This window comes from Bryocella elongata, from assembly GCF_900108185.1.
Taxonomy (GTDB): domain Bacteria; phylum Acidobacteriota; class Terriglobia; order Terriglobales; family Acidobacteriaceae; genus Granulicella; species Granulicella elongata.
On record NZ_FNVA01000001.1, the window covers coordinates 925,953 to 942,631 of the forward strand.

Here is a 16,679-nt window from a genome sequence, read left to right on the forward strand (position 1 = left end):
TCATTCTGAGCGAAGCAGGCCGCAACGCATGTTGCGGCCTGCGCAGTCGAAGAACCCCGACGGTGTCTGATCCACCGATACCGCGGAACCCTTTCTCACACGAGACCCAGGCCCGCTCGACTCGAGCCAAACTTGCCGGAGGATTCATGAAGCACGCCTCACTCGCCCTGCTGTTGCCGATCGCCTTCCTGGGAATGCTCGCACCGAACACCTCCGCACAGCGCGGCCGCGGCGGAGCCTCCGAAGGAGCGGAGTCCTGGCGCAACATCGGTCCCGATCGCGGGGGCCGATCCCTCGCCATCTCGGGCAGCACGGCTCGCCCGCTCGAGTACTACTTCGGCGCGGTAGGCGGTGGCCTCTGGAAGACCGTCGACGGTGGCGTCGTCTGGAAACCCGTCACCGATCAGAAGATCAAGAGCTCCTCCGTGGGCGCTGTCACCGTTGCGCCCTCGAACCCCGACATCGTCTACGTGGCGATGGGTGAGTCCGAGCTGCGCGGCAACGTCATGCAGGGTGACGGTGTCTACAAGACCACCGACGGCGGTAAGACCTGGTCCCACATCGGCCTCGAGAACACCCAGGCCATCTCGCGTATCCGCGTGGACGCGAAGAACCCCGACCTCGTCTACGCCGCCGTCCTCGGCCATCCCTACGGCCCCAGCCCCGACCGCGGCATCTTCAAGTCCATCGACGGCGGCAAGACCTGGAAGAAGATCCTCTACGAGAACGACCACTCCGGGGCCGAAGATCTCTCCATCGATCCCCGCAACCCCAGCACCATGTTCGCTACCATCTGGGACGTGCAGCGCACCCCATGGTCGCTCTCCTCGGGTGGCCCCGGCAGCAAGCTCTACAAGTCCACCGACGCGGGCGAGACCTGGAAGGACATCACCCGCAACCCTGGCCTGCCCTCCGGCATCGACGGCAAGATCGGCGTGACCATCTCCGCCGACTCCAACCGCATCTATGCCATCGTCGAAAACGCCGAAGGCGGTCTCTACCGCTCTGAAGACGCAGGAGCCACCTGGGCCAAGATCTCCGAAGATCACAACATCCGCCAGCGCGCCTTCTACTACTCGCGCATCACGGCCGACCCGGTGAACAAGGACGTCCTCTACGCCACCAACGTCCGCTTCTATCGCTCGTCCGACGCAGGCAAGACCTGGAAGCCCATCCAGCAGCCCCACGGCGACAACCACGATCTCTGGATCGACCCCAGCAATCCCAAGCGCATGGCCGAGTCCAACGACGGCGGCGGCACCGTCTCCGTCGACTACGGTGAGACCTGGACGCCCGAGCGCTATCCCACCGCGCAGCTCTACCACGTAGCCACCACCATCGACGTCCCCTACCAGGTCTGCGGAGCGCAGCAGGACAACACCACCATCTGCGTCGCCAGCAAGGGCGGCGGCAACTTCCACAACCCCATGGAGCCCCAGGGCGAGTGGATGTACGCCGTCGGCGGCGGCGAGAGCGGCTACATCGCTCCCGATCCCAAGAACGCCAACATCTTCTTCGCCGGCAGCCAGGGCGCGATGCTCACCCGCTACGACCGTCGCGACGGCCAGGAGCGCGACATCCAGCCTTACCCTTTCTTCTTCTCCGGACAGCCCGCTTCGTCCATGAAGGAACGCTGGCAGTGGACCTTCCCCATCGTCTTCGATCCGCTCAATCCGAACACGATGTACGCCTCCTCGCAGCACATCTTCAAGACCACCAACGCCGGCAAGAGCTGGGACATCATCAGCCCCGACCTCACCCTCGCGGACCCCAAGACCCTCGGCGACTCCGGCGGCCCCATCACGCATGACCAGAACGGCCCCGAGATCTACGCCACCGTCTTCACCATCGCGCCCTCGCGCCTCGAAGAAGGCACCATCTGGTCCGGCTCGGATGACGGCCTCGTCTTCCTCACTCGCGACGGCGGCAAGAACTGGAACAACATCACCCCGCCCGACCTTCCGCATTACAGCCGCATCAGCATGATCGATGCCTCGTGGCAGAAGCCCGGCACCGTCTACCTCGCCGCGAACCGTTACCAGATGGACGACTTCGCTCCCTACCTCTTCAAGACTGACGACTACGGCAAGCACTGGACGAAGATCATCACCGGCATCCCCGCCACCGACTTCCCCCGCGTCATTCGCGAAGACCGCGTGCGGCCAGGCCTGCTCTTCGCCGGAACCGAGCACTCCATCTACGTCTCCGACGACGCCGGCGCGCACTGGCGCTCGCTCGCCTACAACCTTCCCGACACCCAGGTCTCCGACATCGTCGTCGAGAAGGACGACCTCGTCATCGCCACCCATGGCCGTTCGTTCTACATCATGGACGACATCGACTGGCTCCGTCAGCAGACGGCTGAGACGGCGAAAAAGTCCGTCTACCTCTTCCAGCCCCGTCCCGCCGTCCGCAACGTCGACGAAGGCTACATCGACTACTACCTTGCCAAGCCCGCCAAGGAAGTCAGCATCGAGATCCTCGACTCCACCGGCAAGGTCATCGGCACCTTCAAGAGCGAGCCCGCGGACAAGAAGAAAACTGAAGGCGAGGACGCCGGCGGAGGTGGCCGCAACTTCGGTCCCAAGCCCCCGCCCACCAAGGCCGGCGTCAACCGCTTCACCTGGAACCTCCGCTATCCCGGCGCGTTCGAGTTCCCCGGCATGATCCTCTGGGGCGGCAGCGCCAAGATGGGCCCCGAAGCCGTCCCCGGCAAGTATGAGGTTCGCCTCATCGCCGATGGCGTCACCGAAACCCGTCCGCTCGAGGTCAAGGCCGATCCCCGCCTCGACGTTCCCCAGGATGACCTGAAGAAGCAGTTCGATCTCGCCATGAAGATCAACGGTGAGCTCTCCCAGGCCAACATCATCGTCGCCAAGATCCGCGGCATCCGTTCTGAGTACAACGAGCGTCTCAAAACGACGCCCGCGCTCAAGGATGATGCCCAGCTCAAGTCCGCCGCTGATCCCTTCCTCTCCCAGCTCAAGACCATCGAAGAGACGATCTACCAGGTCCAGAACGCTTCGGACCAGGACCCGCTCAACTTCCCCATCCGCCTCAACAACTACATCGCCGCCCTCGGCCGCAGTGTGATGTCCGGCGATGCCGCTCCTACCGCGCAGGCCTACGTCATCGATCAGGAACTCTCCACCCGTCTCGTCGGTCAGCAGAAGGAGTTCGACGACGCGGTAAAGGCCGGTCTTCCTGCGCTGAACAAGGCCCTCGCAGCCAAGCACAGCAAACCTATCGAGATCGCCACTCCGGTCTCCAGCTCCTCCACCAACGACGCTGGCGATACGGAAGACGACAACGAATAGCCACCCCAGCCCCGGACCAACAGTCCGGGGCTTTCTCCAAGGACCGTCATTCCGACCCTGAGCGGAGCGAATGGGGAGGAACCCCTGTATTTCGTCCGTTGCGGCTCAAATGCAAACGGGGCCTCACTTCCTTCTATTTGTCATCCTGAGCATCGCGAAGGACCAGCTTCTCGCTCAAACCAGTACGATGTGTCATTTCGACCGAAGCGGACAGCTTCATCGTCCGCGTAGTGGAGAAACCTGCTGTCGCAGTCGAACCCTAGAACCCGCCACGGCGTCATCTTTGAACACGGCTTCAAGGGCCAAAGGCCCGACCACATCCTAGCCTGGGCCGAAGGCCCAGGTAACCATGCCAGGGCGATCCAGAGCGCTGTAAGCGCGACACAGAGACCCGGCAGAACACCGCGCGACATGCACGAAAGGAACCCCATGCCAGCAAGCCATCTCAACCGAGCCCACCGCCGTACCCTCAACCGCAAGCACGGATGTCTTCGCTCGATCCCCACGCTGGCCGTTCCCTTCCTGCTCGCCGGTACACTCGTCGCGCAAGCTCCGGAAGCCACCCCCACAAAGGCCCCCTACGCCGGCCTCAACTTCCGCCAGATCGGCCCCTTCCGTGGCGGTCGCGTAGGCGCGGTCACCGGCGTCCAGTCGCAGCCCATGACTTTCTACTTCGGCGCGACCGGCGGCGGCATCTTCAAGACCACCGACGGCGGCATCCACTGGGCCCCCGTCGCCGACAAGCAGCTCGCCCTTGGCTCCGTCGGAGCCATCGCCGTCTCGGACTCCGACCCCAACATCGTCTACGTCGGCATGGGCGAAGCCGACCTGCGCGGCAACGCCTCCCACGGCGACGGTGTCTACAAGTCCGCCGACGCCGGCAAGACCTGGAAGCACATGGGCCTCACCGACACCCAGCAGATCGGCGCCATCAAGATCGATCCGAAGAACCCCGACATCGCCTACGTCGCCGCCATGGGCCACATGACCGGCTACAACGCCGACCGTGGCGTCTTCAAGACCGTGGATGGCGGCAAGACCTGGAAGAAGGTCCTGTTCAAGTCCGACAGGGCCGGAGCGATCGACCTCTCCATCGATCCCACGAACTCACAGGTCCTCTACGCCTCCATCTACCAGTTCATCCGCAAGCCCTGGACCTTCGAGTCGGGCGGCCCCGACTCCGGACTCTGGAAGTCCACCGACGGCGGCGAAACCTGGACCGACCTCAGCAAGAATCCCGGCATGCCCAAGGGACTCCTCGGCCGCATCGGCATCGCAATCTCGCCCGCGAAGTCCGGAGTCCTCTGGACTCTCGTCGAAGCTGAGGAAGGTGGCATCTTCCGCTCCGAAGACGGCGGCGCTACCTGGGCCAAGGTCAACGATCAGCGCGAGGTCAAGCAGCGTGCCTGGTACTACGCCCGTATCTTCGCCGACCCGAAGAACGCCGACACCATGTACGCGCTCAACACCAGCTTCTACAAGTCCGTCGATGGCGGCCACACCTTCCGTCCCATCCCCACCGGCCACGGTGACAACCACGACCTCTGGATCGCCAACGACGATCCCCAGCGCATGATCGAATCCAACGACGGCGGAGCCAACATCTCCTTCGACGGCGGCAAGAGCTTCTCCACGATCATGAACCAGCCCACCGGCCAGTTCTATCGCGTCATCACCGACAACGACTTCCCGTATCACATCTACGGCGCGCAGCAGGACAACAGCACCGTCGAGACCAGCTCCCGCGGCAACAGCGGGCTGATCACCGAGAGCGACTGGTGGGACGTCGGCGGCGGCGAGTCCGGCTGGATCGCTCCCGATCCCACCAACTCGCGCTTTGTCTATGCCGGCTCCTACGACGGCCTGCTCACGCGCTACGACCACGCCACCGGCGGTCAGCGCAACATCAATCCCTGGCCCGATAACCCCATGGGCTCCGGCGTCGAAGCCATGAAGTACCGCATGCAGTGGAACTTCCCTCTGCTGTTCTCGCCCAATGACAACAAACTGCTCTACGCCGGTGCGCAATACCTCCTCGGCACGCGCGACGAAGGCCGTTCCTGGCAGGTGATAAGCCCCGACCTCACCCGCAACGACAAGTCCAAGCAAGGCCCCGTCGGCGGCCCGCTCACCAAGGACAATACCGCCGTCGAGTACTACGACACTATCTTCACCGTCGACGAATCCACCGTGAAGCCCGGCCTCATCTGGGTAGGCTCCGACGATGGACTCGTCCACCTCACGCAGGATGGCGGCAAGACCTGGGCCAACGTCACGCCCAAGGGCATCCCCGACTGGATCCGCATCAACTGCATCGCGGCCTCGCCCTTCGACGCAGGCACCGCCTACTTCGCCGCCACGCTCTACCTCACCGACGACTATCGCCCGTTCCTCTACAAGACCACCGACTTCGGCAAGACCTGGAAGCTCATCGTCAGCGGCATCCCCACCGACGACTTCACGCGCACCATCCGTCCTGACCCGAAGCAGAAGGGCCTGCTCTTCGCCGGCACGGAGGCGCACCTCTACATCTCCACCAACGATGGCGATAGCTGGACTCCGTTCCAGCTCAACCTGCCCAACGTCCCCATCACCGACATCACCTTCCAGAAGCGCGAAGACGACATGGTCATCGCCACCCAGGGCCGCGGCTTCTACGTGATGGATGACATGCCGCTCGTGCGCTCGCTCCCCGGAGGCAAACTCTCCGACGAGCCCGTGCACCTCTATGCCCCCAAGGCCACCTATCGCTACATCGGCGGTGGTGGCTTCGGTGGCGGCGGCGCAGCCGCGCTCGGCAAGAACCCACCTGCAGGTGTCGGCATCTACTACAGCTTCAAGGAAGCTCCCAAGGGCGACATCGTCATTCGCATCAAGGACTCCGACGGCAAGCTCGTGAACGAGTTCACCTCGAAGCCCGAGCCCAAGGAGCCCGAGGCGCTCGAAGAGGACGAGGGCCGCCGCGCGACACCCAAGCCCACCAAGAAGGCCGGCCTCAACCACTACGTCTGGAACCTCCGCTACACCGACCTCGTTCACTTCCCGGGACTCATCTACTGGGCCGCCGGAAACCAGGGCCCGCAGGTCGTCCCCGGCACCTACACCATCGAGCTCACCGCCGACGGCCACACCGAGAAGCAGACCGTCCTCGTCAAGCCCGATCCCCGCGTGCCCACAACTCCCGAGGAGTATAAGAAGCAGCTCGACCTCGCTCTCCAGATCGCGGACCGCACCAACGCGGCCAACAACGCCGTCATCACCATCCGCGCGCAGAAGAAGCAGCTCGACAGCTTCGCCACCTCCTCCATCCCGCAGGTCGCCAGCGAAGCCAAACGCATCTCCGCTGAGCTTGACGTCGTCGAAAACGAGCTCTACCAGACGAAGCTCCGCGCCAACGAAGACGCCCTCAACTTCCCCATCAAGCTCAACAACAAACTCGCAGCGATGGTCGGGGTGGTCAGCCAAAGCGACACTGCCCCCACCGAGCAAAGCTACGCCGTCTTCAAGGACCTCAACGCGCAGCTGCAAGTCCAGCTCGACAAACTCGCCGCCATCGAGTCCAAGGACATCGGCGCCTTCAACTCGTTAGTCCGCGATCAGAACATCCCCGCAGTACCTCTAGCAAAGTAACAACTCATTGCTCAAGACCCGTAACCCGAAACTCGATCACAACGTGTTCGACTGACATCACCCAAAACTATGGGCCGGAGAGAAACTCTCTCCGGCCCTTGCTGTTCTGGCATTTCCTAATCCCTAACCCCTGTGCCCTAATCCCTGCCCCTAGAACCCCACCAGCCGTGCCGTGAACTGTATCTCCCGCGGTCCCCCGAACTTCGTCACGCCCGGAGCAAACAGCGCCTGCCCTGCCGAAGCCACCGGATGCGCCGCGTTGCCAAACAAGCTCGTCCCACTAGGATCGAAGCGCCGGTTCTGCGCTCCACCCAGGTTGAACAGATCCATGAACAGGTCGAGGTGATGCCCCTCGCCCTTCAGCGTGAAGTCCTTCACCACGCGTAGATCGAAGTCCGTGAACACAGGCTGCCGATAAGAATTCCGCTCAGCCATCACGCCCCCATTCGGACCAGCGATCACCGCACGGGCGTTCCAGTCGTTCGCATCATTCTGCGTATTGAAGCCCACAATCGGCGTATACGGCGCGCCCGAGTGCGCATCGAAGATCGGATTCAGCTTGAACCCCACCGGCAGGTTCACAATCGCATTCACGTTCAGCGTGTGTCGCTGGTCGAGGTTCGAATACGCTCGTTCCGCGCGCAGGTTGAACGGGTTCACTGCGGTCACCGCATCGTACGGCCCCGTGCTGGAATCATCATCGCGGTTCCGCCCCAGCGTATAGTTCGCCAGCAACGTCGTCCGCCGTGAGATCGGCGCATTCACGCTCAGATAGCCCGCGTGATACGTGCTGTGCGCCGTCGATTGCATCACCAGCAACCGCCCCACGCCTGCGATCGGACGCGCCGTCGGAAACACCGGCGTACCCGCTGCCGTGAAGTTCACCGGCGCATTCAGGTTCTCATCCAGCTGCCGCTCCAGCCGCCACGACTGCGCGAAGAGATACCCAGCCGTCAGCTCCAACTTCGGCGAAACCTTCTGGTCCACACTGATCGCTGACTGCAGCGTGCGCGGGTTGCGGAACCCCGGGGCAATTCCTTCCACCGACGCATGCGGCGTCGTCAACGTCGCCGGCGCCGCGCCCAGAGCATGAGGCGCAAGCGTATTCGCTCCCGTCAGCGACAGCAGCGCTCCATCGAAGTAGCTGTCCGCCGTAGTCGTCTGCACACCGTTGTCCGCGAACACCCGGTGGAAGAACGTCGCCGGCGTCGGAGCCGCAAACAATCCCGCCGAAGCCCGCACCACCGTCGACTTCCGCGCATCCCACGCCAGCGCCACACGAGGCTGCCACTGGCTCAGATCATTCGGAATCTTCTGCGTCACAGCCAGCTGCGAGTTGACCGCCCCTGGCTGCGGATTCCACTGCCCCGCCCAGCGCAGGCCCGCGGTAAGGTACAGCTCCGGCCGCAGCTGCAACCGCGCATTCGCATACAGCGCCAGCTCGTTCACGCTGCCGCTGTAGCGCGTATTACCCGTAACAAACGTCTGCTGAAACCGACGCGGCGCGTTGTTCACATAGTCCGTCAACGTGTCATAGTCGAACCGCCCGTTGAGGTTCTGCTCCATCTGCTCATACGCCGGATCATTCGCGTAGCGTCCGCCCACGCTCAGCTCGTTGTGCCCGCGCGTCAACGTCACATCATCCACAACCTGCAGTTGCCGCGACGTATACGCATGCGCCCCATTCGAGTCCCCACCCAACGCGCCAAAGCCGTTGATGAAGAACTCCGGCGCCGTCGAGTTCGGCGTGCGCGCGCGATGGTCCTCCGACCACGCGACCACCGCCGAGTTGAACGCCCGCGACGTCAGCACCGACGTCAATCCAACCCGAGACGTAAAGCTCTGCCCCGTGAAGCGTCCAGCATGCCCCACGGTGTCCAGCGACCGCGTTAGCCCCGCATCGTCGTCCTGCATGTTTGTGCGATGCTCGCGGTCATAGCCGATCGATATGCTCAGGTTGTTGCGCTGCGACAACACCTCGTCATAACGCGCAAAGACGGCGGTTGGAGACTGATGCTCCACCACCTGCCCCTGCTGCACCAACAAAGACGCCGGAACCACCGTGCCGCTCGCCTGCGGAGCAAACTGCACGAAGTACGGCGCCTGCACAAAGTCCTGCTCCACGCTCAGGAACGCGAAGCTCTTGTCCTTGCGCAGCGGCCGTCCATAACCAAACCCAAACGCATTCTGCGTTGCATCCAGCGAGTGCCCGAAAGCATCCGCGGAGGTGAACTGCGATGGCCGCCCGGTATAGAAAGCATCGCCGCGCGCGCGATTCGCTCCGCCCTTGGTGCTCACGCTGATCAACCCCGCGCTGGTATCCCCCTGGCTCGCATCCACGCCGCTATGCAGCACCTCGAACTCCCGCACCGCAGACAGCGGCAGGAAGAGTCCACCATCTTCCGCGCCACGCCGGCCGCCCAGCAGTGGATCCATGTACCGCGTGCCATCCACGAGGAACGCCGTCGTGTGGCTGCGCTGTCCCGCGATGCTCACACCCGTGCCGTCAGCATCATCTTCTGTAGCCGCCACCTGGTTGGTGAACTGCGTAAAGTCGCGATCGCGATTGGGCAGATACGTCACCGTCATGCCCGCGAGAAACGTTCCGACAGACGCCTCCGCCGTGTTCGCAGGAGGTGCCACCGTGTTGCCCTCAACCGTGTTGCCACGCCCGGTAACCGTCGCGCTCTGCTTCACCGCCGGCACGCCCATCTGCAACGTGAGTTCCGTGCTGCTACCCAGCGTCAACGTCAGTCGTGCGGGCCTCCTCGTCGACAGCCCGCTGCCCTTCGCTTCGACCGTATAAGCGCCGGAGGGCAGCCCCGCCACACGGAAGCCGCCGTCGCTTCCGGTCTTCACCGTGCGCGAGGTGCCGACATCTGTGTTCTTCACCGTCACGGTCGCGCCGGCAACGACGGCTCCATGCGCGTCCACCGCGCGACCCGCAATCGTCGCAGTGCTTGCCTGTGCGATGATCGGGGCCGGTGCAAGCATCGCACCGGCCCCGATCAGAAAGAGCAATCCCTTATTACGCATCGTCATTAGAAGCTTACCCGAGCTTCGAACTGCAGCTCACGCGCCGGCAGCTGCGCCGTGAGGCCCGCACCCGAAGGCTTACCCAGTGTCGCAGGTGCAGCGCCGTTGCCATACGTGTTGATGAAGCCAACGTAGTTGGCATGGTTTGCCGCGTTGAAGGCCTCAGCGCGAAGGTTCAGCTTCACGCGCTCGAAAATCGAGAACTCGCGCGCGAGGAACGGATCGAAGCTATAGATCGGCGTGCCACGGCCAGTATCGCGTCCCACCACCACACCGTTGATCACCGGCCGATCCGTGGTGCCACCGGTGTCGCCGCTGTTCGTCGTTCCCGTCACCAGGTTATACGGTAGCCCGCCACCCAGCGTCAGGATGCCGCCCATCTGGATCTTCAGCGGAGCCACATAGTAGCCACTCACCACGCCACGATTGCGCTGATCGTAGATCGCGTTGCCCTTCTCGGCTGCGCCGGTCTGCAGCGCATCGTTCGGGTTCTGCGCGGTCGTATCCGGGTCCACATTGTCGATGGTGTGCGACCACACATAGCTGGCCAGCAACATGCCCCGCGTGCCGAAGTTGTGCTTCAGGTTCACATTCAGCGAATCGTAGTGCACATAGCCGTTGTTCACGTCGCTCTGGATCGTCGCATACTGCGGCTGTGTGCTTGCAGCCGAGGGCGCCGTGCACGTCAGCCCTTCTTGCTTGTAGTAGTACACCCAGTAAGGCCGCGTGCAGTTCGCCGCTGCCGCCGAGCGAGTCTGGTTCTGCGCCGTGCGAATGAACGAGGTTGGCGCATCCACATCCAGCGGACGAATGCCATGCAGCTGGTGCGTGCCCACGTAATCGATATCCAGGATCGTCCGCGACGTCAGCTTCTGCTCCACGCCGAAGTCGTACTGCTCCGAATAAGGATTCAGCAGCTTGCTCGGATAGTTCACCAGCGTCGACGTCGGGAAGAACTGATCCAGATACGCGCTGTTACCCGGACGAATGTACAGCGTACGTCCTGGTACGCTCACCCCAGAAGCCAGCGAGGACAACGGTGCGGCACCGAAGCTCGTCGGAAACCCGGGCTGTCCCGGCGTCGCGGTGTAGTTGATGTACCCCGGCCCGCTCAGCACATAGTTCGCCTGCGAGTTGTCCACCACCTGCGAGTAGTACATCCCAAACCCGCCGCGCACCACGGTCCCGCCATTGCCAAAGGGATCGTAGAGGAAGCCAACGCGCGGAGCGAAGTTCGTGCGCTGATCCGTGAACGTCTGATCTTCATAGCGCACCCCCAGGTTCAGCGTGAGCTTGCGGCTCAGGTGGTAGTTATCCTGCGCGAACACCGCGAACAGGTTGTCGTTGACCGTGTAACTCGGATTCCCGAAGCCCTGCGTGTAGCTCGCCACGTTGGCAAAGTTGTTCAGCCACGTCGTCTCGCAATAGGTGATGAGTTGTGCTGCCGTAAGGCCGCTCTGCGCCGGGCACGTGTTGAAGACGAAGCGCCCCAGGAAGTACGGTCCACCAAACTCCTTGCTGTTACCGCCGGTGTGCGCCAGCAGCCAGTCCCCGCCCGCAGCGATCTGGTGCTTGCCGAAGACCATCGACAACGTCTCATCCACACCGTACTGGCGGTTCATCAGCAACGCTGACTGCGATGTGCCGGCCGTGTACGTCGGTCCGCCCGCGATCGCCATCGAGTACTGCGTCGCCAGCGACACCGGATCGAACTCCGTGATGGGCGAGCCCAACTGAAACTGCACACGCGCGTTGTTCACGATATGAGGCGAGAGGATCGCCGTATCGCCCGCCTCGACCGTGTACGTCTTGCGGTGGAAGGTACGCGCCACCGAAGGCAGCGTCTGCCCGCCAACGATACCGTTCGGGTTCGTGTCGTAGAAGCCATCCGAGCCGATGCGCAGAAACGCATTGTTGCTCGGGCTGAACTGGCGATCCAGACGAAGGCTGCCCAGCAGGTCGCGGTAGTGCCCGATGAAGTTCACCGGATCGATCGCCGAAAGCACAGGAGACGTCCGGCGCTGTTGCCCCCATTCGCCTGCGAAGAAGAAGTACGTCGGATCGTTCTTGAGCAGCTTGCCGGAGAGCGTGGCCGCCGTCTGCGCCAGCTGGTCCGAGGTCACCTGGTTGCCGCTGGTCACGCTCGCGGCCGTAAAGCCCGCGAGCGATGCTTCGCCCTGCGTCGGCCGATACAGCTCCGTCACGCTGCCATGCAGCTTGTCCGTGCCGCTGCGCGTAACGAGGTTCACCACACTGCCGGTGCTCGAGCCATACTCCGCAGAGAAGCTCTGCGTCAGCACGCTCATCTCGGCGACAGCGTCCTCGGGAATGTTGGTGAAGATCGTCTGCCGGCCCCAGCTGTCATTGCCGTTCGCTCCATCCACCACGTACGCCTGTTGACGACGCCCACCGCCGTTGGTCGTGAACAGGTTCTGGTTCATGAAGATGTCGCCCTGGTTGATCGCGGGCCGATTGGCTGCGTTCAGCAGCGGCAGAAACGTGATGCGGCGGTTCAGCAGCGGCGTCTCTTCGATCTGCTGGAAGCTGAGGCGAATGCCCGACGATGGCTCTGTGAGGTTCACGTCCTGCGCCGCGCCTTCGACGGTCACCGTGCTCGATGCAGCCGAGACATCAAGGCGGATGTCGACCCGTGCCGTGCTTCCGCCCGCCAGCTGAACGTGTTCCAGGTGCCCGGCAGCAAAGCCATCCTTCATGGTCGTCACGTCATACTCGCCGCTCACCGGCAAGGCCTCCACGGCGAACTCACCATGTGCATCGCTCGTTACCGTGCGCGTCAGGCCCGTCGAAGTGTTGCGCACGCTGACCGACACACCGCCAACCAGAGCCTTCGACGGGTCAAGCACTCGCCCCCGGAGGGTCGCCGTGTCCGGCGTCTGCGCGACGAGAAGAGTTGGTGCAAACAAGAGTAAGGACGACAGGATGACACGATTCGCGCGCATGGGCCTCCGAGGCTCAGTCTGCGCTTGCGGCGCATAGCTGCCGCGCAGACGTTGTGTGAATGACGGATGACTTAGCCTGACATGTCACAGCCGGCTACTACCAGCAGTAGTAGCCGGCTGCCTGCGCTACACTCTTCAGCTCATCGCACGGCTGCGCGATATCCGTCACTGCAGAGGCAACACGCGAAAACCCTGCATCTTTAGCCCCAAAAAGACCGAGCTGGTGAAACTTGGTACAGGGTCTTTACGTCGCCTGCAAACTGCTCGCATGCACTCTTCTGGTTGGATCAAACCAGCTGCACCTTCCCTCAGATGACCGCCCAAACGAAAGCGGCTTCAGCGGCGCGTTTCAGTCCGAAGACATCAACGGGCAACCGAAGCCGCGATCCTTCTTCTTGCACCATCCGCTATGGCTCGTCGCCTGCCTCGAACTGGTCTTCCACATCATGGTCGATGCGGAACGTATTCAGCTTCAACGTTGCAAGATGCTGGCTCTCAAGTCGCTGGTTGAGCGCCTTCAGATCGGTCGCCTTCACCTCATTCCACTGCTGCAGCAGACCACTGAGTGGTGCGGACACCTGCTTCGCTGCCGCCACCTGCGCCGTCGTCGGAGCCTCATCCGTGTTCTGGATAGCGTGCTCGATACGAGCAATCTGCGACCGTACGCTGCTTAGCGTCGCTGGCCCCGCCGGACCTCCACGGCCACCCCCACCGCCGCCACGGCCTTCGCGCCCCGCGATGGCATCCAGCTTCGCGTTGATGGCTTGCCCCGACGCTGCCGCCGCGTCGTCTGAACGCGCCTTCAGCTGCTGACGAAGCACCGTGATCTGGTGCATCGCCTCCGTCGCCTTCAGCAGATCGTCATACATCGCCTTCGACACATCGAACTGTGTCTGCAGGTCAGCCATCGACGTCTTCACACGCGGGTCCATCTTTACCGTGATGCTCTGAGTCTCGGTCTTCCCTTCACCCGTCAGCTTCAGCGTGTACGTCCCCGGCATCACCCACGGCGCCGTGGAAACCTGCGGCGTGTCATACGGAATCGCCTGCTCCGCATCGGGCCCCGTCGACATGCCCGGAACCTGCGCGTACTGCATGTCCCACAGGAAGCGATGATGCCCCGGCGTCGCCAGCAATACCCTCGGCGGACGCGCCCACAACGTCGGGTCGGGATAGCGAGGATCGAGCGGTGGCACTGGATCGGTGCTGTTCCACTTCGCGATCGTCTCGCCCTTCGAGTCCACGATCTCGAGCGTCAACGGCCCCTTGAAGCTGCCGCCAATCGTGTAGTCGATCACAGCGCCGTTGGGTGGGTTCTCACCGGTCGCCATGTCCGGCGGCCACGGCGTGGGCGGATTCATATCGAAGCGCACACGGATCGCAACCTGCGGCGCATACAGATGCATCGGCACCGCAGCGAGCTTCTTCTTCGTAACCTCTTCTGCAATCTGCCGCAACGGCGTCACATCGTCGAGAATCTGGAACCCGCGACCATGCGTGCCCGCGATCAGGTCATCATCCTTGATCTGGAGATCGCGCACCGAGCTCGCCGGCATGTTCAGCCGCAAAGACTGCCAGTGATCGCCGTCATCGAACGAGACAAATACCTGCGTCTCGGTGCCGGCGTACAGCAGCCCTTTCACCTTCGGGTCTTCACGAATCGTGCTCGTCGCGCCGTTCGCCGGAAGCCCGTTGTTGATCTCCGTCCAGCTCTTGCCGCCATCGTGCGTGCGGAAGAGATGCGGCCGCCAGTCATCGAGCCGCAGCGTGTTGATCGCTGCATACGCTGTGCCCGCGTCAAAGTGACCGGCATCCATGTTGAAGACCTTCCAGAACGGCTTCATCGCAGGAGGCGTCACGTTGTTCCAGTTCGCGCCGCCATCGGTCGTCGTCCAGATCAGCCCATCGTCCGTGCCCGCCCACAGGCGCTTCACGTCCAGCGGCGAAAGCCCCAGCGCATAGATCACACCGCGCCGGATCGGCTTCATCGTCGGCGAGTCCTTGTAGTGATCCAGCGACGCAGGAATCTCATACCCTGCCTCGCGGCTCAGGTCCGGGCTCACCTGCTTCCAGTCCTTGCCGCCGTTCTCCGTCAGCCACAGCGTGTTGGTCGCAAAGTAGAGCTTGTGCGGGTCCACCGGAGAGAACATCAGCGGCTCGGTACGCAGCACGCGATAGCTCCGCAACGGGCTCGGCTCGACGTTCTGAATCTGCCCCGTGCGGCGGTCGTACCGCGTCACCTTGCCGCCGTAGACGATGTCCGGGTCCAGCGGATCCGGCGCGGCATAGCCGTACTCTTCAATGCCCGCAGGATGCCAGTCATGGAAGGTGATGCGCCCATCGTTGGAGCGGCTCAGCACGCACGCCGAACCCGAATCCTGCTGGCCCCCGCACACGCGGTACGGCCACGCATTGTCGGTGGTCACGTGGTACATCTGCGCCGTGGCCTGGTTGTACCACTTCGCCCAGCTCTCACCACCGTTCTGCGAGATGATCACGCCCTGGTCACTGGCCAGCGCAATGATCTTCGGGTTGTTCGGGTTCACGAAGATGTTCTGGTAGTCATCCCCACCCGGCGAGCCACGCAGCCCAAACCACGTCTTGCCGCCATCGCTCGACTTCCACGTCACCGTGCTCGCTACATAAAGCACATTGGGATCCTTCGCATCGGCGACGGGCACTGGAAGATCCCCACCACCGATACGAGCCTCAGGCCGAGGATCATCGTCGGGAGCATGCACCCACGTCTTGCCGCCATCCTCCGACCGATACAGCCCCACACCGCGCTCAGTCGCCGCCGTGATGTAAATCCGGTTCGAATCCGCCGGCGACACGGCGATGTTCACCTGCACGATGCCATCCGGCAATCCGCCACCGGTAATCTTCGTCCAGTGATCGCCGCCATCGGTGGACTTGAAGAACCCACCATGCGTGCCGCTCCACGATCCGTTCTCCCAGGCGCCTTCCTGCCGCTCCCACATGCCCGCGTACACCACCTCGGGATGGTTGGGATCGATCCGCACCTCAGAAGCTCCGGTGTACTCATCGATGAAAAGCACGTTCTGGAACGTCTTGCCCCCATCGGTCGAGCGATACAGCCCGCGCTCCTTGTTCGGCCCATACGGATGCCCGGTCACCGCCACAAACACCCGGTTCGCATCCTTCGGATCGATCGCAATCTGCCCGATCTGCTGCCCGTCCCGCAATCCAAGGTGTGTCCACGTCTTGCCCGCATCGGTCGACTTGTAGACGCCATCACCCACTGAAAGATCGGGACGCGCCAGGCCTTCGCCGCTGCCGACGTAGATCACGTTCGGGTCGCTCAGCGCCACGGCGATCGAACCGATCGAGCCCGAGGGCTGGCTGTCCCACAAACTGTGCCACGTGTCGCCCGCGTCGGTGGTCTTCCACACGCCGCCGTTGACCGCTCCCAGGTAGAACGTCGCAGGCTGGCTCGGAACACCTGCCAGCGCGCGTGTGCGGCCCGCACGAATCGGACCGATCCCACGCCACTTCATGTCGGAGTAGAGCGCAGGATCGACCAGCGGCGATTGGGCCTGCGCGACAACTTCCGCAGCAAATCCAAGCCCCAGGCCTAACGTCAGAAGTAAAGCGACCGGTGCACGGCGCGCCATGGCAGATCTCCTCAGGCACCGCAGAGATGGCGGGCCTCTAAAATCGAAAGAATCGGTACTCAAGCTATACCACCGCGAAGCTTCGAAATTCACTCTTTTCC

At 63.1% G+C, this 16,679-nt stretch carries 5 protein-coding genes; 2 read left to right on the forward strand and 3 right to left on the reverse strand.

The window, feature by feature from the left end:
* Window positions 1-146 precede the first annotated feature (146 nt).
* Window positions 147-3,317, forward strand: coding sequence for a WD40/YVTN/BNR-like repeat-containing protein (locus tag C4S68_RS03855; RefSeq protein WP_200821462.1), 3,171 nt, complete (start codon window positions 147-149; stop codon window positions 3,315-3,317).
* A gap of 429 nt (window positions 3,318-3,746) precedes the next feature.
* Window positions 3,747-6,947 (forward strand): WD40/YVTN/BNR-like repeat-containing protein, encoded by a 3,201-nt coding sequence (locus C4S68_RS03860; RefSeq protein ID WP_103931661.1) that lies wholly within the window; start codon window positions 3,747-3,749, stop codon window positions 6,945-6,947.
* Between the two features lie 150 nt (window positions 6,948-7,097).
* Here the strand turns inward: C4S68_RS03860 and C4S68_RS03865 are convergent, their stop codons facing one another.
* The 3 genes from C4S68_RS03865 to C4S68_RS03875 form a co-directional block, all read right to left on the reverse strand.
* Entirely contained in the window at window positions 7,098-9,989 is a 2,892-nt protein-coding gene (locus C4S68_RS03865) for a TonB-dependent receptor (RefSeq protein ID WP_103931662.1), read from the reverse strand.
* Entirely contained in the window at window positions 9,989-12,943 is a 2,955-nt protein-coding gene (locus tag C4S68_RS03870; RefSeq protein WP_103931663.1) for a TonB-dependent receptor, read from the reverse strand. The genes C4S68_RS03865 and C4S68_RS03870 overlap by 1 nt, the downstream gene beginning before the upstream one ends.
* 407 nt (window positions 12,944-13,350) lie before the next feature.
* Entirely contained in the window at window positions 13,351-16,578 is a 3,228-nt protein-coding gene (locus C4S68_RS03875; protein WP_200821463.1) for a WD40/YVTN/BNR-like repeat-containing protein, read from the reverse strand.
* Window positions 16,579-16,679 lie beyond the last annotated feature (101 nt).